Genomic DNA, 19,030 nt, shown 5'->3' with positions numbered 1-19,030 from the left:
TCTATTTCTTGTAATTACATATTAGACTTTATCAACCTTGTTACGGATAGGAGGCTATATATGATTGCAGCACTTTATATACGTGTATCTACAACAGATCAAGCAGAGAAAGGATATTCTCTTGAGACTCAGTTGTCGGAAAATCGCCAGAAGGCAAGTGAATTGGGGGCAACAGCTTTCGTTGAGTTTATTGACGATGGTTATAGTGGGGAGTATATTGATCGCCCTGCCCTCACCCAACTGCGTGATGGATTAGAAAGAAGAGAATTTGATATAGTTGTTATATACGACCCTGATCGTTTGGCCAGAAACCTAGCTCACCAACTCATTATTACGGATGAAATAGAAAAATCCGGAGCAAAACTACTGTTTGTCTCCGTTACCTTTGAAGCATCTCCTGAAGGAAAATTATTTTACTCCATGCGAGGCGCCATATCCGCCTATGAAAAAGAGAAAATCAAAGAACGTACAACCCGCGGTAAGAAGGGAAAGGCTCGCCAAGGTAAGCTTGTAAACAATGGGCGCTGTTTTGGATATGACTATGATAAAGTTAACAGTATGTACATTATAAATGAGGATCAAGCTGCTATTATACGTCAAATATTTGATTTGTGCATAAAAGACAAAATGGGTACCGCCCTGATCAGCAAAGAATTGAACCGTGAAGGTATCCCCGCTCCCCGTGGTAATCGTTGGATTGTCTCCAGCATACACCGCATACTTACGAATACAGCCTATAGAGGCGTTATTTATAGTATGAAGCACAAATCTACCAAGACAGGTTTTAACACTCGTACAATTGAGACTCGACCGGAATCTGAATGGATACCCATCAAAGTACCTGCTATTGTCGATGAAATCACCTGGCACTCTGCGCAAAAGCAACTGCAATCGAATAAGGATTTAGCAAAAAGAAATTTAAAAAATGATTATCTTCTAAATGGTCTAGTCTGCTGTGCACGCTGTGGGAGAAAAATGACTATCAAACATTCGGGGAATAGCAATAATCCGGTCAGCTATTATGCTTGCTTAACGCAAGTTAGCACATCCTATATGTACTTAGAAAATGATAAATGTACAGCCAGACGTATCCCTGCTGTTATACTAGATGAATTGGTATGGGATAAGTTACATGAGTTGGCAGAAAACCCCGAACTAATTGATCAATACGCACAAGATATTGGCAATCCTATTGCAACAGCAAAGATTAAAAACACTTTGGTAAAACTAAAAGATACTGAGAAAAAAATAAGCACTCAAAAGGAAACCATTATGCGATGGTTTCGGCAACAAATTATTAATGGCAGTGATGCCGAAAAACAGTTAGATGAGATTAACAAGCAACTTATTGACATTGAAGTTACAACAAAACGCTTGAATGATGAATTGAATTTTCTTACATCTCAAACTAGCCCCGCAGATATTGCAATGAATCTTAATAAATACTTCAAAGATACTCAGTATTACTCTGAGGAAGAACGAAAGATTGCTATGCGTGCTGTACTCGATAAAGTAAATGTTGAACGAATTGACACTACCTATGCCAAGAATAGCAAGCCTGAATTTACGATTGATTTGAAGTTTTTATAAAAACCCATGGTACCATATATGCATTTATTCCTTTAGGTCATTACATACTGGTTCTTACCAATACATCAATAGATTCTTTACCAAAATCTTTTTCACCGCCCCGGGCTAAGGAGTATGCTTCATCAATAAATAAGATGCCGCCATATGCTTTCTTTAATTGTTCTCGAGTTTTTTGGGCTGTATGCCCAATGTATTCTCCAACCAAATCAGCTCTCTCAACCTCAATAAGATGACCACGTTGTAATACTCCAATCTCACGAAATATTTGCCCAAGGAGCCTAGCCACGGTGGTTTTTCCTGTACCTGGATTTCCCTTAAAGATCATATGTAGTACTAATGGTTCCGTATTTAATTTTTCCTGTACGCGTCGACGCTGAATTTCAATAAATGCGTAAATCTCTCTTACTAATTTTTTCACTTCTGACAATCCTATTAAATGGTCTAATTCATATAAGATTTCTTCTATTCGCTTTTGCCGATTATCGATTTTAGTATGATGAGCAGTTATATTATCTAACTCTCGCAAAGACTTAAATGCCTGAGTCGGTGAAATTTCGCCATTTCCAACAGCTGTAAAAACATCTTGTGGATAAACATAGGTCATTTAAATCACCCCACCCTATGGTTATAGATGATATACATTATACGCAACATGCAACAAACGGTGATAAAAAAATTCTAGGCAAATGCCTAGAATTTTTTTATAGTGATTTATCTGATTTATTATCTTCTTTTTTTTCATGAGAAGTTGATGATAGCGGTCTCAGAGGCGTAATCGTCGATATGGCATGTTTATATACCAATTGCTGTTTACCATCATTTTCTATAATTACAGTAAAGTTATCAAATCCTTTAACGACACCTCTCAATTGGAAACCGTTAATAAGATAAATAATTACAGGCAGATTGTTTTCTTTGCGGATTTGGTTTAGAAAACTATCTTGTAAGTTAATAGCTTTATTTAGCATAGTTAAACCCCTCCGATTTTTATTTTTATCTTAATGATTCGATTCTAAGGTTACGTTTTCCTGCAATTTCTTTGTAAATAGTTTCCATCATCTCATTTGTTGTATCGAAAATTTTTACATCAAACCAGATAATATATGGCATTTTCCGATACCAAGTTAATTGACGTTTTGCAAAATTCCTTGTAGCTTGTTTAATACTGCCAATCGCCGTAGCTAAATCGATTTCTTTTTGCAAGTACTTAACGATTTCTTTATAACCAATACCTTGCATCGCCTGACAGTTAGCTGGTATACCACTGTTTAACAATTTTTCTACTTCATTTACCAAGCCTTGAGACATCATCAAATCGACTCGTTGATTAATCCTTTCATATAATAACTTTCGCTCCATTGTAAGCCCAATAACAACAGCATCATATAAAAGTCTATGCTGCTCCATTAGCTTATTTTGGGATACGGTTTCACCACTACGATAATAGATTTCTAAAGCACGAATGATACGGCGTAAATCATTAGGATGCAAACGTGCAGCTGTATCTGGGGATACTGCTGCTAATCGATCATGAAGATATTGATTCCCATGTTTTTTTGCTAAATCATCTAATTGTATACGTAATTTCTCATCACTAGGCGTGGGATTAAATTGATAGCCTTCCAATAAGGCTTTTACATACAACCCAGTACCACCTGCTAAAATAGGTATTACTCCTTTTTGATTTATATTCGTAATATGTTGGCTGGCAAGCGCTGTGAAATCAACTACACTAAAATCTGCCTGGGGTTCCAAAATGTCTATTAGATGATGAGTTATATTAGATCGTTCATCACTAGAAGGCTTAGCAGTTCCAATATTCATTTCTTTATAAACCAACATCGAATCACCAGAGATAATCTCAGTATTCAACATTTTTGCAAGCTCAATGCTCACTTTCGTTTTACCTACAGCAGTTGGTCCTATGACAGCAATCAGCTTTTCCATAATTTAGTTCTCCACCTTAATAACACCATATTGAATACTACTATATTTTCCACCGCAAATAGTAGTAATGCCTAAACGATCAAACTCATTATTGTGAGACGCTTCTTTAATAACTACCCTTTTTCTTGCTACTCGACAGGCTTCTGCAAAAGTACTTTCTGCTATGGGACTATTATCAGCTAAATAGCGCAGAGGTTTTAAGTTTGAACTGCTATAAATCGGCTGACGAAACATAGGATCAAAAAATACGACATCAAAGCTATTATCAGGCAAATTAATAAGAACGTCATGGCAATGTTTACTTTTCACTTGAATACGACGTAATGCCTTGGTAATATCTTCTTTCTCATGGGTAAAATGTTGTAAACCATAACTTGCGACAAAGGCAAGAATAGGTGAAGTTTCAATACCAATGACCTTCCCTGTCAGACCAACAATAAAACTGGCCACAATTGCATCCGTAGCTAATCCTAATGTACAATCTAACACTGACATACCTGCAGATAATGACATAGCTGTTATCATATGGTCATTTTTACCATTTTTCAGATTTTCTATTCGCAATTCAGCCATATTTAAATGAAAAAAATACTCACCGCCTAGTGTATGGACAATCGGACCATTTTTCGTAATGACAACTATATTTTCCACTTGATAGTTGTTTTTTAGTGCGGTAATTGAATAACGATCCCGAGAGATTAAAGGAACTTGTAATGTTCTCGCTATTTCTTGTGCTAATTCTTCTATTGCGCAGGAAGGGGATTGTATTGTTGTCACTAGTAAGTCCATTCCATCACCTATTATCTAATACAAATATTTTGATCTTAATTTATAACAAAGTATCTTTAATGTATAGTCAAGTTGCTTAGAATTTATGTACGTTTAAACATTTTATATAAGTCTTTAGGAGTAAAACGTATCATTGCAGGCCGCCCATGAGGACAAGTATAGGGCAAATGGGTATTACACAATTCCCCAATTAAAGCTTGCATTTGCCGCATATTCAGTGTTTCCCCAGCCTTAATCGCAGCACGGCAAGATGCTATTTGCAGGCAGTGATGACGTAATTCCTGTGGATTAGGCTCATGCATATTTTGAATATATTCTAATATTTGCCTAATCGACGCCTCCGTTTCTGACAATGGAATATCACTAGGTAATTCAGATAAACGCATGGTATTAGGTCCAGCTAATTCTAGCGTGAATCCTAATTTGTAGAAAGTATCATGATATTCTGAAATAATATTAATTTCAGTAGTATCAAAATCCAAAAATAAAGGTACTAGTAATTGTTGTGAAGGAATACGCTCTGTGTGTTGACTCATTTTATCATAAAGGATACGTTCATGGGCTGCATGTTGATCAATAATGTACAAACCATCAGGACCTTTACTGATAATAAAGCAATCATCGACTTGTCCTAGAGGATATAACGTAAACTGAGAATCCTCTATAATTCTTGATATCACATTAGGAGCTGGTGTATCGAAGGACATCATTTCTTCCTTCTCTAATGTATCTCGCACTACATTTAGGGGAAGCGGAGTTTCTTGCCAAGAACTTACTATAGGAACAGAAACAGCATTATAAGAAGGCTTTTTGTAGTCATTATTCGTATATGGATTCGAAGCAGAATGAGAATAAGAGCTGGGGTTAGGTTTAAACTCAACCGTAGCTGCCAGTTGATCAGGAGCATGCGGTGCAGACAAAACCTCTATGACAGCCTTATATACAGCTCTAAAAATTTTTTGTTCATCACTGAATTTAACTTCACTTTTCTGCGGATGAACATTGACATCAATCGTATCTGTGGGAACGCTAACATTTAAAACAGCCAAAGGATATCCGCTCTTAGGTAATAAAGAATGATACGCATTATCCAGAGCTTTCGCTATTGAACGACTATTAATCACTCTTGCATTAACAATAACAGTTTGCCACTGACGACTACTTTTTAGCAAGGTCGGTTTGGATAAATAACCGGATATTTTTATGTTATCAATTGTATTTTCATAATGAACTGGCAACAAATCAGGAGCAATTTTTTGTCCATATATATTAGTTAATGTGTCCTGTAACTGATTATTACCAGGAGTAGAAAGAACCAATCGATTATTATTAATCAACTTAAAGGCAATGTTAGGATTGGCTAACGCAATTTTCGTTAAAATATCATGAATATGAGAGCTTTCAGTAGAGGGCGTTTTTAAGAACTTCTTGCGAACAGGAGTATTAAAGAATAAGTCTTTAACGACAATACTTGTACCTACACTTCCACCTGCTTCTCGGATGTCAGTGTTAATTCCTCCTACCACCTCTACATATGTTGCCAATGATTGATTTTCATGAAGACGGGTGGTCAAAGAAAACTTAGACACTGCTGCAATACTAGGAAGAGCCTCGCCACGAAAGCCTAATGAGGTGATTGTTGCTAAATCTTCCGCTGCACTAATTTTACTCGTAGCATGACGTAAAATAGCAAGTTGTGCATCCTCAGAACTCATACCAATACCATCATCAGTGATTCGAATAAAACCAATACCGCCTTCAGCAATTTCAATTTCGATATTTTTGCTTTGTGCATCAATAGAATTTTCAACAAGTTCTTTAACAATAGAAGATGGGCGTTCAACCACTTCTCCTGCAGCAATTTTATTCGCTGTATTTTCATCTAAGACATGAATAAAGCTCATAATTTACCAGACTCCTGTCTTGCCTGATTTTGTAATTGATAGAGAATATTGATCGCTTCAATGGGAGTAATTGTTGTAATGTCTATTGCTAATAATTCATCTACCGTCGATGACGTGAATAGGGACATGGGAGTGGTGGCAGCAGCAGATTCCTCTACAGAAAGAGAAAGATTTTGTGATTGTACATGATTTTGTTCCAATTCTACTAACAATTCTTGCGCTCGTTTAATTACCTTTTGTGGTAAGCCTGCTAACTGGGCTACATGTATACCATAGCTTTTATCCGCACCACCAGGGATTATGCGGCGTAAAAAAACTACATCGCTCCCTCTCTCTTTTACTGCCACGGAATAATTTTTAACGATTTTATGATAATCAGCTAGTTCTGTAAGCTCATGATAATGAGTCGCAAATAGTGTTTTAGCTTTAACGCGTTCTTTGATGTATTCAATTACAGCGCGAGCAATACTCATCCCATCAAAGGTACTCGTTCCTCGTCCAATTTCATCTAAAATAATTAAGCTTTGCGATGTAGCATGCTTTAGTATTTGTGCAACTTCATTCATTTCTACCATAAATGTACTTTGCCCAGTTGATAAATCATCACTGGCTCCTACCCTGGTAAAGATTCGGTCAACAGGGCTAATGATCGCTTCTCGGGCGGGAATAAAGCTACCGATTTGTGCCATAAGCACAAGTAATGCTACTTGACGCATATAAGTGGATTTACCTGCCATATTAGGACCAGTAATAATCATGATTTCATTACTATGATGGTTTAGTTCACTATCATTAGGAACAAATAACTCCCGTTTTAATAGTCGCTCTACAATCGGGTGACGACCATCTTTAATAGTGATTTCTCTTGTTTGGGTTATTGTAGGTCTAATATAATTATTACGAAAAGCAACTTCACTTAAACTAATAATAGCATCAAGCTGTGCTAATTGTCTGGCTGTTTCTTGAATTTCTTTAATATATACTTTAATATGATCCCGTATTTTAGAAAACAGACGATATTCAATCGTAACAATTTTTTCTTGAGCTCCGAGAATCTTAGATTCAAATTCTTTTAACTCAGGCGTAATGTAGCGTTCCGCATTTGCTAGGGTTTGTTTTCGAACATAGCTAAGTGGAACAGAAGCTGTATGAGAATGAGTAACCTCAATATAATAGCCAAAAACTTTATTATATCCGACTTTGAGAGACTTAATACCGGTGTTTTCTCTTTCTCTCGTTTCGATATCCTGCACAAATTGTTTACTGTCTCGCGCTATCGTATGTAATTCATCTAATTCTAGATCATAGCCACGTTTAATTAAGCCACCCTCACGCACAGAGAATGGTGGATTATCTACAATAGCAGTATCAACTAAGGTAACAAGATCGACATGAGTATGCAAATAAAAGTGTAAATTACTTAAAAAGATCGTATTGGTTTTTTGTAGCTGCTCTTTGATCGTAGGTAATACCACTAATGAGGACTTTAAGGCAATTAAATCACGAGCGCTTGCAGTACCTACTTCAATACGAGTTAAAATTCGTTCAAGGTCATAAATATTAGCTAATGTTTCATGGATGGTTTGACGCAATGTGGGTTTTTCTAAAAGTTCTGCAATAGAGTCTTGTCGTTGTATAATATGAGTTGTATTCATTAATGGGTATTCCAACCACTTTTTGAGCAAACGGCCACCCATTGCCGTTTTTGTATAATCTAACACATAAAGCAGGGTATCTTTTTTACCCCCATCTCTTACGTTGCGTGTCACCTCCAAATTACGCATACTGGTCGAATCAATTGTCAAATATTCAAATGCATTATAATTTATAAGCCGATTGATATGTGACAAATCGGTTTTTACCGTCTGGTGTAAATAATATAATAAACAACCAATGGCAGCAAGAGCCACGTCTTGTTGAGGCAAATCATCCATCATAAAATGCTGCTTTGGTAAATCGCTAACTAGCTTTAGATTATCAATTGCTAACGTTGTATGAGTACAATGAGATATGCGATTACTAATAAAAGTATTTAACTTTTCGATGTTTTCAATTTTGCTTGCTAATACTAACTCCGTAGGCATTAATCGAAATAATTGATCGTATAATGCTGTTAATCGCTGAGAGCCTAAAAAGGTTGCCCAGAGACATTCACCTGTTGAAATATCAGCAGCAGCAAGAATTAGCTCTTCCTCTTCTTCATATAACACTGCCAGATAGTTATTATTATTATCTGGTAAAAGATTTTCGGCAATTATGGTACCCGGAGTAATAATTTTGATAACCTCACGCTTAACGATCCCCTTGGCTTGCTTTGGATCTTCGACTTGTTCACAAATGGCTACTTTATAGCCTTTGCTAATCAATTTCGCAATATAAGTATCTGCTGCATGATAAGGTATACCACACATAGGAACACGTTGTCCGCCATCTCTTGCTGTAAGTGTAATTTCTAATTCACGTGATGCCAGCTCTGCATCCGTAAAAAACATCTCATAAAAATCTCCCATACGAAAAAATAAAATTTCATTTTCATGCTTACTTTTAATCTCCAAATATTGTTCCATCATAGGGGTATACTTTATCGTCATAGGTGTTTGCCTCTCTTCCTTGGTGTAGTCGAGATTATAAAAAAGGATGTCGTTATATAAATTATGTTAATCAATTAGTTTTCCCTTTAATATCCAGGTTTGTGCAGTTGTAATTTTAATATTTGCAAGCTGACCAACTTCCTCTGTTCCTTGCTTGTCCCATAGAACTATCTTATTAGTGGTGGTACGCCCAATAAGCCTGTTCTCATCTCTTTGACTAGGCCCCTCCACTATAACAGTTACTACAGTATCTGTAAATTGTTGATTAATTTCTAAACTTATATCATTCTGTACATCCATTAATTTTTGCAGTCTTTCTTTTTTGACTACCAAAGGTACTTGATCAGCCATTGTAGCTGCTGGTGTACCAGAACGTTTGGAATACAAAAATGTATAGGAAGCATCAAAGCGAATTTCTTTAAGAAATTCAAGAGTTTCTTGAAATAATTCATCAGTTTCACCAGGAAAACCTACAATAATATCAGTAGTAAGACTCGCATGAGGAATAGCTTTGCGAATTTTTCTAACTAGTTCACGATAATAGTCAGTTGTATAGCCTCTATTCATCATTTTTAAAATGGTATCACTACCTGACTGAACAGGTAAATGAAAATGATCACAGATTTTTTTACTATTTAAAATCGTATCAATTACCTTATCGTTTATATCACGTGGATGAGATGTCATATAGCGAACACGTTCAATGGTTTCCACTTGATCAACGGCCTTAAGTAAATCAGCAAAATCACCATATTCTTTTGTATCATTGCCATAGGAATTAACATTTTGTCCTAATAATGTAATCTCTTTAAATCCGTCTAGTCCTAATTGATAAATTTCCTCTATAATATCATGTAAAGGGCGGCTCCGTTCACGTCCCCTCACATAAGGTACAATACAATATGTACAAAAATTATTGCAACCATACATAATAGGTACCCACGCTGAAATTTTTCCGCGACGTATCGTAGGTACGTCAGGTGCTAAACGTTCGGCTTGATCCCAAACCGCTAAAACGCGATCTTTTGATTCCTCAAACTCTTTTACAATCTCTACCAACTGATGCACGTTGTGAGTACCAATAATTAAATCGATATGTGGAGCTTTTTTAAATAACTTTTCTTTATCCTTTTGAGCCATGCAACCCGCAATGGCAATAATGAGATTCGGATTGCTTACTTTTAAATTTTTCAGTTCTCCGATTTTACCATAGATTTTTTTCTCAGCGCTTTCTCGTACACAGCAAGTATTAATTAAAATAAAACTGGCGTCCTCTAGACTCTCAGTATATTCATAACCAATACTTTTAAGTTGACCAGCTAATCGCTCAGAGTCATGATGGTTCATTTGGCAACCATAAGTATACGTAGTAAAATATTTTATATTGGAATCCTTCATTTCATTTGATGGTATTTCTACATTATATTGATCTGGTTTTGACATATATATCAACTCCCATAAATTCTACATTATTCTTCAATATTATAGCTTAAATGAATCAGTTTATCAAACAAGCTTAAGATGATACGATCAACTTTTAATAAAAAAAACTAGCTCAATTATGAATGGCTAGTTTTTTCTCCTACTTATTATATTTTCATTATTACTTTGCTAAAAGTTTGAACTATTAAAATTTAGCAATAATCTTAATTGATTTGATAATAAATATTGCTATCAACGTTATATTTTAATCGTCTTGATTTCCTTTTCCACTAATTCCATCACTCTTTTTCCAGACATGGTTTCATTTTAATATATTGTTACAGTTCAGCACTCATTTATTCGTTAAATTCTTTGTATTTTAATAAAAGATAATGAACAATAACTTACTATGTCACCTTTACTATAAACCACGAATAGTATACAGCAGGTGATTATTATATATGACTAAAATGAATGAAGGAGCAGAGACAAATGAAATATCCAAAAGGAAAGGGTTTTGATCTTACTGGTGGCTTAATTTTAACGGTAGTACTCGAAGAATACTCTTTAACTGGAACATTTCTAGGCGAAATAGAAAACCGCCATTGTAAGGAACCAACTTATGTTAGCGTGCAGGAGGATTCCGAATTTATTCTATTACAATTAACGTGTCCAGTTGATGTAATAAATGGACCGGAATTCCCCGTAGGTACAATTATCGCTGTTAATGTTGAACAAATCTTATTTATTGCTCCTGGCGGTATCTGCGATACAGACGCTACCACCATTACTTCTAGCAATTAAATCTGAATTATAGTTAAAGCCTAAATCCAACAAATGAGTTGGAATTAGGCTTTTAACTATAATTAACTAAATCTTCCCATGTTATTTTAGAATAATATACGTTGAATTTAATAAAAAGCCTTGGGAAAGCTAAATCAGGAGGTGATAATTATGGGTGAAAAGCATCCTGATCGTACGAATGAATGGAATAAACAACAACAAGCATTGAAAAATATGAAAACCACTACCATATCATCTAAAGATTCCAAAGAAGAAAAAAAAGCTCATCAATAAGCAACATTCATCTCTATATTTGTTTGCAATATGTAGTATTTTTAGAATGTATTTACTTGTATTGGCTGCTCTATCAAGAGCAGCTATTTTCATTATCGCTATACTTAATTTCACTGATGAAAATCATAAAAAGACCGCCTAATAAAAAAGCGGTAATTAATAACTACTATAGGTTTATGATTAATTATTCAATAAGGCTTTTATCAATGATAATTTATCTTTTGCAGCTTGTTCTCCTTGACCTATACATAGCAAAGCTTGTTTCGTATCTTTAAATTTTGTTTCAAAAGTATTAGGGCGAATAATAATATCAGCATATTGCTCTGCTTTAAGTAAGGTTACTTCCCGCCCCATTATTTCAATACATTGTATTAATATTTCTCCTACAGTCTTAATATCATAGTTAAACTGACCATCATAGCCTAAATCCACTCCGATTACTATATCAGCCCCCATATGACGCAAAATATCAGTTGGCAAATTATTTTTAACTGCCCCATCTACTAATGTCATACTTCGATATTTCTTTGGAAAGAATATTCCTGGTATTGAAATACTTGCACGAACAGCTTCTGTTAATGAGGTATTATGATAATATCTTGCATTTAAAATACCACGGCGATCAAAGACTGGAGTAGTAAAGAATATAGTATCTGCAGAATGTAAATCAACAGCCGTAATGGCAATTGGAATCTGGGTATCTCTTACAGTCTTATTCTGCCATAAATGATAAAAATATTGTTCTACCTTTTCCCCTTTTATAAAACCAGTAGGTAATACAGACCAAAAACGAAACGCACCATTAAACAACCATTTCATACCGTGCTTGAAGAGATCGCCGACAGTAACATTTAAGTCAATTAGCTCATCCATTTTAATATTTTGTATCATATTCTGCATTTGTTGTGGAGTATAGCCACAAGCATACATACTAGCAATGATCGCACCTGCGCTGGTCCCGCTAATCATATCAATCGGAATGTTATGTTCAACTAATACTTTTAGTACTCCTATGTGTGCCATGCCTCGAATGCCACCGCCACTCAAGGCTACTCCTACCTTTTGCTTTCTATTATTTAACTTGTATTCATTACTTTTGCCAGTCATAACATCACCTCATATACACACTTACTATATTCTATGAATAGCAGATGCAATACGGTGTCACATAATATGTAAAAAACTAACCCTATGGTGTATTTTTTCACTTAATACAAATTCGTTAATGCAGTAAAATATTTACAAAAAAATCCACAGTAATAAACCTCCGGGTTTTACTGTGGTAAGATGATTATAAATGTTGATCCTTGCCCCATCTGACTCTCTATTTTCACACTTCCTCCATGAGCTAATACAATCCATTTTGCAATGGACAACCCTAATCCAGTTCCACCAATTTCTCTTGAACGAGTTTTATCAACACGATAAAATCGTTCAAAGATGAGTTCTTGATCTTCAGCAGGAATTCCCATTCCAGAATCTTTTATTATGATCTTAATATCAGGTACTTTTGTAGAAAATTCCAATCCAACAGATACCTTTCCCTGAGGTGGAGTATATTTTATTGCATTATCTAACAGAATTAAAAGCAGTTGGCGAATACGTTCCTTATCCGCCAAAATTACTTTTTCTATTGGGTTTTCAAAACTGAGCTGGATGTTTTTCTCATTAGCTAAAGGCTGTAATGAGCGTAAAACTTGTTCAACAATATCCAATAAGTTAAATTTTTCTTTCAGAATCGTAGTTGCCTCGGCATCACTTCGTGCTAAAGTTAACATATCACTAACAGTCTTAGACATTTTCTTTATCTCATCTTTCATATCAGCCAATACTAACTCAGCAAAAGGGGATATTTTGCTCTCCTTATCTCTTTGTATGGCCTCTACAGAGGCCATGAATATACTTAATGGTGTCCGAAGTTCATGAGATGCATCTGCAACAAATTCCCGCTGGCGATCATAAGACTTCTTTATGGGAATAATGGCACGACCTGCCATCATATAACCTCCTCCTGAGGCAAGAAAAAGAAAGAGTAGAGATATAATTGTCAAAATGAGAAAAACATTCTTTAATACTTGATAAAATGCAGTAACATCTCGTCCTACATATATCTTTCCTAAATGCTCTTCGCCATACATTACCGGAAGAGACGCCATCATAACAATTGCCCTATTATTATGTACGTCTGGCATCAATAGCACTACATCTCCATCTTCGACATCCCATGTATTAATTTTCTCCACAATACGATCCTGAAATATAGAGGAAGCTTCTGCTGCGTTAGCAAGCTTTCCATCATTGCCAAATGCATAGAAAAACATTCTTCCTCCCCGATATTCATCTTGAGGCGTTTGCCGCAGTAATTCCTGGTGCTGCAAAAACAAAGAATGCTCCTGAGCCTCTTCTTCCGCAAAAAGAAGTAATTCCTGCTTTTCTTCTGAATAAACAGCCCATGTTAACCCAATATAGGTAAATCCTACAAAAGTCAGCAGAAAAAAAACCATAATTCCTGAATATAAAAAAGTAAGATGTTTTCTGATTCTACTAAACACTATTCCTCCAACCTATATCCAACTCCCCGAACAGTATGAATAAATGTCTTACCATCAGGCGAGTCTATCTTCTTTCGTAAAAGCCGGACATAGGCATCCAAATTATTTGATGTTACCTCAGATTCAAGTCCCCACACGCGATCTAATATGACCTCACGAGGAACTACTTGACCTCTATTTTGAATAAGCAAATCCAACATTTGAAACTCTCTTCCAGAAAGACAAATTTCCCTTGAATCATACTTCATAATTTTGGTGGTCCTATTGAAAATAAGCTTTCCAATTATAACAATATCCTCTATCAGTTTATTATTACTGCGTCGGAAAAGGGCACGAATTCGAGCCATTAGTTCAGAAAATTCAAAGGGTTTAACAAGATAATCATCAGCCCCTGTATCAAGACCTGAAACCCGATCTTCTACTGCATCCTTAGCCGTTAACATTAAAATGACTCCTTGATATCCATGCTTTCTTAATCGATCACATACACTGAGCCCACTTTCTCCAGGCATCATCCAATCTAGAATAATAATGTCATAAGAAGAATAAACTGCATACTCAAATGCCGCTTCGCCTTCCACTACCCAGTCTATTTTCGCTCCTTCTCTTTCAAACATATGTTTGATTAATCTACCAAGGCGAAGATCATCTTCAGCAAGTAAAATTTGCATCCTCTTTTATCCCTTCCTATTTGATAGGACTCTACTTAAACCTCTATTCTCGAATGATTCTTTTTTGTAGAATATAATTTTTTCAAATGTATTTTCTACATTACTGAATTAGAAATTGTTGCGCAAAAAGGTGCTAAATCATTTTTAGGCATAGTGTACTTAGCTAACTAACTTTGGTTAGTATCTACTTTAGACTCTATTTTATCATAATCTGCCAGTATAAAAACAAAAGATATGCTATAAAATTCAATATGTTCCTTTTATAATCATAGTGTTATCAGATCTAATGTTAGCGATTATGGAAGTACTGTCACTGATAAAAATATAAAAGAGAGGATAGTATTTCTATTATAAACAGCAAAGGCGCTAGTTTGTCATCCGTATTGTTTAAAACAATTATAAAACTTCATTCTGAAAGAAAGCTGAAATTTAACGCATTTTGTTAATCTGGTACACTGTTTGATCGTTTATAAATGCCAAAAGACTTGATCAACGTTTTCTAGAAAGTTGATCAAGTCTTTTCTTTTATTTACTACTTAATTATTTCAACTGTACAGCCATTTTTGCACATTGCTGCATTTGCTTCATCAGTGTCAATATGCATCTCCAAGCGGAAGTTTTCATGAACTCTTATTAATACATTATCAAAAGTCAAACCTCTTTCGCCGTCACAACGCACTTTAACAATGTCATTATCCTGTACACCAAATTTTTGAGCATCATCAATGCTCATATGGATATGGCGCCCTGCAGCAATAACACCCTCTTCAAGAGTCACTGTACCTTTAGGTCCAACAACAGTAATGCCGGCAGAGCCCTTTGTATCTCCTGACTCACGAACTGGAATGCCTATTTTAAGCTTTAATGCATCTGTAAGAGCTATTTCCACCTGAGTTTGCTTACGCACAGGTCCTAAAATTCGAACATTTTTAAAAGAAGATTTCTCTGTAACCAAATCCACTGTTTCATTAGCAGCAAACTGCCCTACCTGTAATAAGTCTTTCTTAATAGTGAGCTGATACCCTTCTCCATATAAAATATCCAAATCTGCTTGGGATACATGGATATGTCTTGCTGAAATACCTACTGGAACTTTTGTTTCTAACATGCTATAAACACTCCTCAAAAATAAATATATTTATAATATAGTTTATATTATACGCATAAAAAATTTCGGTAGAATACTTATTCAATAATTTCTGAAAAATACACTACAGTCACAGTATCACTTAATGTAAATGTTTTATCATAGATACTTTGTAAAAAGACCATCAAATCATCAACATTCGTAATTTCAGGATTCTCTCCTTGTAAATCTTCTTTTGTTAATTGAGATATGGGTTTAACTAAAACTCGATCAATAACAGCGGTATATATTTTCTTCTTTTGAGCAAAGCGTTTTCCAACTGTTACCCATATAATATCACCCTCATTGTATTTATGAGTTTTATCTCCGCGGCGAATGGTGCAAGTCTTACGCCTACAGATTAATTGGCTATGATAATTGGATGAATAAAAATTTAAAGCACGCAGCATTCATACCTCCTTAAAATAACTAATCCATTCCTGTTAGAATTATGTATTCGTGATATTTGGCTTTAAATCCTCTTTAAATCCTTTTGATTCAATTTAACTTATGAAAGAAAACTATGTTTTAAAACTTTTATTTGACTAGTACAGCATCAACTTTAAAACTATAAATATAGCGGCGAGTGGATATTTAGTAAAACAAAGAGAAGGAATGAAGCATACCGGACGTATTCCGATTGACACCAACACAGGCTTACGAAAAATACCCCGACACACACAGGATTAGGATTGATGCTGAACTAGGTGCCTACCACGTCTATCAGCCTCATACATGAGCCGCTCTTCATCAATGGTCGTTAAACATTTGTTATCTAATAGAATTTTACCATCCACCATTACTGTATGAACATCCCCAGCTCCAGCAGAATATGCTAGTAGTGATACCCTATCATGACGTGGATACCAGTGAGGAGCATGCATATTAAATAATGTAATGTCGGCTTTAAGCCCAGGTGCAATCCTACCCGCTACATTGCCAAGCCCCAAAGCCTGAGCACCATTAGCTGTAGCCATGCTTACAGCAGTATTAGCAGGTATCAATAATGGATCCAGAGCATGAACCTTATGTAACATAGCTACTAATCTTAGTTCCTCCAGCATATCTAAATTATTATTACTAGCTGCACCGTCGGTACCTAACCCTACGCATAACCCCGCTTTCAACATAGCAGGTACAGGAGCAACGCCACTTGCTAATTTCATATTACTTCCAGGATTATGAGCAACTCTAACATTTGCCTCTTTCATAAGAAGTATATCTGCATCCGATACATGTACACAATGAGCAGCTAATACGCCACATTCAAGTACGCCCAGATCTTTCATTAATTCAATTGGCGATTTTCCATGCTTTTTTTTACATTCAACTACTTCTCCGAATGTTTCAGATAAGTGGATGTGAATTTCTGCTCCTAAACGTTGTGCCAGATTCGCCACTCGCTTCAAATATTCCGGCGGACAAGTATAAGGCGCATGAGGTCCAAGCATTACAGTAATACGACCATCAGCAGCATTATGATATTGTTGGAAAAAATCTTCACTTTCTATCAATGCTTGTTCACCATTTGGTGCTACTCCTGCCATACCTCTAGCTAATACAGCTCTTATACCACTTTCAGCTACAGCTTCAGCTACTTGAGGCATGTGAAAATACATATCGGAAAAAGTAGTAGTACCTGATTTTATCATTTCTGCAATTGCTAATGATGTACCCCAGTACACATCTTCAGCAACTAAATTTCCCTCAGCTGGCCAAATCTTATTCTGCAACCAATCCATTAGTACCATATCATCAGCATAGCTACGAAAAAGCGTCATAGCTGCGTGTGTATGTGTATTAACTAAACCAGGTATTGCCAATTTATTTGTGCAATCGATCACCTTGTCAGCGTGCCACTCAGCTGATATTTTACCAACCTGATGAATTAAGGTACCTTCTACTGCAATATCAGCTGACTTAACAATACCATCTGCACCTAATACTTCAGCATTTTTCAATAAAATTTTTGTCATTCTATCTTCCTCCCTTTTTGGCGCTGCCAATAATACTCTTCATAAAAACGGTGCTATACTTATGTATAGCACAAGCATACTCCACTTGTAAGACTTCCGTTTTTATTTAGCAATATTGGACCATCTAGAAAACACTCTTAGATTTAAAATTGTCCTAAATAAGCTTTCTGTTCATTTGATAAGGCATCGATTGACATACCCAAAGCATGTAATTTAAGTCTAGCAACTTCAGAATTAACTTCATCAGGTAAATTATATACTTCATTTTTCATTTCCTTATGATTTTCTAAAATATGCAATACCGCCAACGCCTGCATAGCAAAGGATAAATCCATAATTTCAGTAGGATGTCCATCGCCAGCGGCAAGATTAACCAAACGTCCTTCAGCTAATAAATAGATCTTACGATCATCTTTCATAACAAATACTTCAATATTTTTACGCACTGTCCGTCGAGAAACTGCTAATTCTGCAAGTTCATCTTTATTAATTTCAAGATCAAAATGACCTGCATTAGCCAAAACGGCTCCAGACTTCATAGCAGTAATATGTTCACCACGAATAACATTTTTGCAACCTGTTAAAGTCACAAAAATATCACCATACTTTGCAGCTTCCGCCATGGTCATCACCCTAAAGCCATCATATACGGCTTCAATGGCTTTTATAGGATCAATTTCTGTAACGATTACATTTGCACCCAATCCTTTAGCACGCATTGCTACACCTTTGCCGCACCAGCCGTATCCAGCAACTACAACGGTTTTACCTGTGACAGTAAGGTTAGTCGTGCGCATAATACCATCCCAGGTTGATTGACCTGTACCATATCGATTATCAAATAAATACTTACAATATGCGTCATTTACGGCTACCATAGGGAACTTCAAACGTCCTTCAGCTGCTAAGGATTTTAAACGTATAACACCGGTTGTAGTCTCTTCAGATCCTCCCAAGATATTAGATAGTAACTCACTTCGCTCACCATGAAGCAACGATACTAAATCGCCCCCATCATCAACAATGATATCCGGCTTAGTATCTAAAGCTTTATGTAAAAACTTCTCGTACTCTTCAGTTGTGGTATTATACCAGGCAAAAACCTTAATGCCTTCTTCCACTAAAGCGGCCGCTACATCATCTTGAGTCGATAATGGATTGCTTCCAGTTACAGCAACATTTGCTCCTGCATTTCTTAGAACTAAGGCTAAATAAGCCGTCTTAGCTTCTAGATGCATAGTTATAACTACATTCTTACCACTTAAAGGTTTATTCTTTGACAGATCCTCATTTAATACGTTTAACACAGGCATAAATTCTTTAACCCAATTAATTTTATCATGACCTTGTGATGCCAATTTTATATCGCGAATAATTGATTCCAT

17 protein-coding genes are annotated in these 19,030 nt (G+C 35.8%); 3 read left to right on the top strand and 14 right to left on the bottom strand.

Features of this window, described 5'->3' with window-relative positions:
• Window positions 1-60 precede the first annotated feature (60 nt).
• The gene (locus tag JBW_RS11280) at window positions 61-1,590 is read left to right on the top strand and encodes a recombinase family protein (RefSeq protein WP_007956506.1); all 1,530 of its coding nucleotides are present in this window, start codon (window positions 61-63) and stop codon (window positions 1,588-1,590) included.
• A 40-nt stretch (window positions 1,591-1,630) separates the two neighbouring features.
• On the opposite strand, the gene JBW_RS11275 is transcribed toward JBW_RS11280, so the two are convergent.
• The 7 genes from JBW_RS11275 to miaB all read right to left on the bottom strand — a co-directional run bounded on the left by JBW_RS11275 (window position 1,631) and on the right by miaB (window position 10,264).
• Window positions 1,631-2,194, bottom strand: coding sequence for an AAA family ATPase (locus JBW_RS11275; protein WP_007956508.1), 564 nt, complete (start codon window positions 2,192-2,194; stop codon window positions 1,631-1,633).
• A 97-nt stretch (window positions 2,195-2,291) separates the two neighbouring features.
• Window positions 2,292-2,558, bottom strand: coding sequence for an RNA chaperone Hfq (hfq, locus tag JBW_RS11270; protein ID WP_007956510.1), 267 nt, complete (start codon window positions 2,556-2,558; stop codon window positions 2,292-2,294).
• Window positions 2,559-2,583: 25 nt separating this feature from the next.
• Window positions 2,584-3,537 carry a tRNA (adenosine(37)-N6)-dimethylallyltransferase MiaA gene (gene miaA / locus JBW_RS11265; RefSeq protein WP_007956511.1) on the bottom strand — a complete coding sequence of 318 codons (954 nt, stop codon included), beginning with the start codon at window positions 3,535-3,537 and terminating at the stop codon, window positions 2,584-2,586.
• Window positions 3,538-3,540: 3 nt separating this feature from the next.
• Complete coding sequence (locus JBW_RS11260) at window positions 3,541-4,326, bottom strand: class I SAM-dependent methyltransferase (RefSeq protein ID WP_007956513.1); 786 nt, start codon at window positions 4,324-4,326, stop codon at window positions 3,541-3,543.
• A gap of 83 nt (window positions 4,327-4,409) precedes the next feature.
• Window positions 4,410-6,230: a DNA mismatch repair endonuclease MutL gene (gene mutL / locus JBW_RS11255; RefSeq protein WP_007956514.1), complete on the bottom strand. Its 1,821-nt coding sequence runs from the start codon at window positions 6,228-6,230 to the stop codon at window positions 4,410-4,412.
• A complete protein-coding gene (gene mutS / locus JBW_RS11250; RefSeq protein WP_007956516.1) occupies window positions 6,227-8,821 on the bottom strand; it encodes a DNA mismatch repair protein MutS in 2,595 nt (864 codons plus the stop codon). The genes mutL and mutS overlap by 4 nt, the downstream gene beginning before the upstream one ends.
• A gap of 66 nt (window positions 8,822-8,887) precedes the next feature.
• Window positions 8,888-10,264, bottom strand: coding sequence for a tRNA (N6-isopentenyl adenosine(37)-C2)-methylthiotransferase MiaB (gene miaB, locus JBW_RS11245; protein WP_007956521.1), 1,377 nt, complete (start codon window positions 10,262-10,264; stop codon window positions 8,888-8,890).
• 453 nt (window positions 10,265-10,717) lie between these two features.
• Here miaB and JBW_RS11240 point away from each other — a divergent pair, with 453 nt between their 5' ends.
• On the top strand, window positions 10,718-11,047 hold the full coding sequence (locus tag JBW_RS11240) for a hypothetical protein (protein ID WP_235334192.1): 330 nt from the start codon (window positions 10,718-10,720) through the stop codon (window positions 11,045-11,047).
• Window positions 11,048-11,197: 150 nt separating this feature from the next.
• Window positions 11,198-11,320 carry a hypothetical protein gene (locus JBW_RS26025; RefSeq protein WP_007956524.1) on the top strand — a complete coding sequence of 41 codons (123 nt, stop codon included), beginning with the start codon at window positions 11,198-11,200 and terminating at the stop codon, window positions 11,318-11,320.
• Window positions 11,321-11,500: 180 nt separating this feature from the next.
• Here JBW_RS26025 and JBW_RS11235 read toward each other — a convergent pair whose 3' ends face one another.
• From JBW_RS11235 to JBW_RS11205, 7 genes are all read right to left on the bottom strand, one after another.
• Window positions 11,501-12,427, bottom strand: a complete 927-nt coding sequence (locus tag JBW_RS11235) for a patatin-like phospholipase family protein (RefSeq protein ID WP_007956525.1) — start codon at window positions 12,425-12,427, stop codon at window positions 11,501-11,503.
• A 167-nt stretch (window positions 12,428-12,594) separates the two neighbouring features.
• Window positions 12,595-13,872, bottom strand: coding sequence for a sensor histidine kinase (locus JBW_RS11230; RefSeq protein ID WP_007956526.1), 1,278 nt, complete (start codon window positions 13,870-13,872; stop codon window positions 12,595-12,597).
• Window positions 13,872-14,543 (bottom strand): response regulator transcription factor, encoded by a 672-nt coding sequence (locus JBW_RS11225; protein WP_007956528.1) that lies wholly within the window; start codon window positions 14,541-14,543, stop codon window positions 13,872-13,874. Before JBW_RS11225 ends, JBW_RS11230 begins: the two co-directional genes overlap by 1 nt.
• 532 nt (window positions 14,544-15,075) lie before the next feature.
• On the bottom strand, window positions 15,076-15,651 hold the full coding sequence (gene pduL, locus JBW_RS11220) for a phosphate propanoyltransferase (protein ID WP_007956530.1): 576 nt from the start codon (window positions 15,649-15,651) through the stop codon (window positions 15,076-15,078).
• A 77-nt stretch (window positions 15,652-15,728) separates the two neighbouring features.
• The gene (locus JBW_RS11215; RefSeq protein WP_036681013.1) at window positions 15,729-16,076 is read right to left on the bottom strand and encodes an ASCH domain-containing protein; all 348 of its coding nucleotides are present in this window, start codon (window positions 16,074-16,076) and stop codon (window positions 15,729-15,731) included.
• A 279-nt stretch (window positions 16,077-16,355) separates the two neighbouring features.
• Window positions 16,356-17,645: an amidohydrolase gene (locus JBW_RS11210; protein WP_007956534.1), complete on the bottom strand. Its 1,290-nt coding sequence runs from the start codon at window positions 17,643-17,645 to the stop codon at window positions 16,356-16,358.
• 143 nt (window positions 17,646-17,788) lie between these two features.
• Window positions 17,789-19,030, bottom strand: coding sequence for an adenosylhomocysteinase (locus JBW_RS11205; protein ID WP_007956549.1), 1,242 nt, complete (start codon window positions 19,028-19,030; stop codon window positions 17,789-17,791).

The organism is Pelosinus fermentans JBW45 (genome assembly GCF_000271665.2).
GTDB classification, from domain to species: Bacteria; Bacillota; Negativicutes; order DSM-13327; family DSM-13327; genus Pelosinus; species Pelosinus baikalensis.
Note: the sequence above shows the minus strand (reverse complement) of the source record. Positions and strands in the feature narration are given on the sequence as shown.

Coding starts and splice junctions, on each gene's coding strand:
- JBW_RS11280 (WP_007956506.1), top strand. CDS start 61: ATGATTGCAGCACTTTATATACGTGTATCTACAACAGATCAAGCAGAG.
- JBW_RS11275 (WP_007956508.1), bottom strand. CDS start 2,194: ATGACCTATGTTTATCCACAAGATGTTTTTACAGCTGTTGGAAATGGC.
- hfq (WP_007956510.1), bottom strand. CDS start 2,558: ATGCTAAATAAAGCTATTAACTTACAAGATAGTTTTCTAAACCAAATC.
- miaA (WP_007956511.1), bottom strand. CDS start 3,537: ATGGAAAAGCTGATTGCTGTCATAGGACCAACTGCTGTAGGTAAAACG.
- JBW_RS11260 (WP_007956513.1), bottom strand. CDS start 4,326: ATGGACTTACTAGTGACAACAATACAATCCCCTTCCTGCGCAATAGAA.
- mutL (WP_007956514.1), bottom strand. CDS start 6,230: ATGAGCTTTATTCATGTCTTAGATGAAAATACAGCGAATAAAATTGCT.
- mutS (WP_007956516.1), bottom strand. CDS start 8,821: ATGACGATAAAGTATACCCCTATGATGGAACAATATTTGGAGATTAAA.
- miaB (WP_007956521.1), bottom strand. CDS start 10,264: ATGTCAAAACCAGATCAATATAATGTAGAAATACCATCAAATGAAATG.
- JBW_RS11240 (WP_235334192.1), top strand. CDS start 10,718: ATGAAGGAGCAGAGACAAATGAAATATCCAAAAGGAAAGGGTTTTGAT.
- JBW_RS26025 (WP_007956524.1), top strand. CDS start 11,198: ATGGGTGAAAAGCATCCTGATCGTACGAATGAATGGAATAAACAACAA.
- JBW_RS11235 (WP_007956525.1), bottom strand. CDS start 12,427: ATGACTGGCAAAAGTAATGAATACAAGTTAAATAATAGAAAGCAAAAG.
- JBW_RS11225 (WP_007956528.1), bottom strand. CDS start 14,543: ATGCAAATTTTACTTGCTGAAGATGATCTTCGCCTTGGTAGATTAATC.
- pduL (WP_007956530.1), bottom strand. CDS start 15,651: ATGTTAGAAACAAAAGTTCCAGTAGGTATTTCAGCAAGACATATCCAT.
- JBW_RS11210 (WP_007956534.1), bottom strand. CDS start 17,645: ATGACAAAAATTTTATTGAAAAATGCTGAAGTATTAGGTGCAGATGGT.
- JBW_RS11205 (WP_007956549.1), bottom strand. CDS start 19,030: ATGGAATCAATTATTCGCGATATAAAATTGGCATCACAAGGTCATGAT.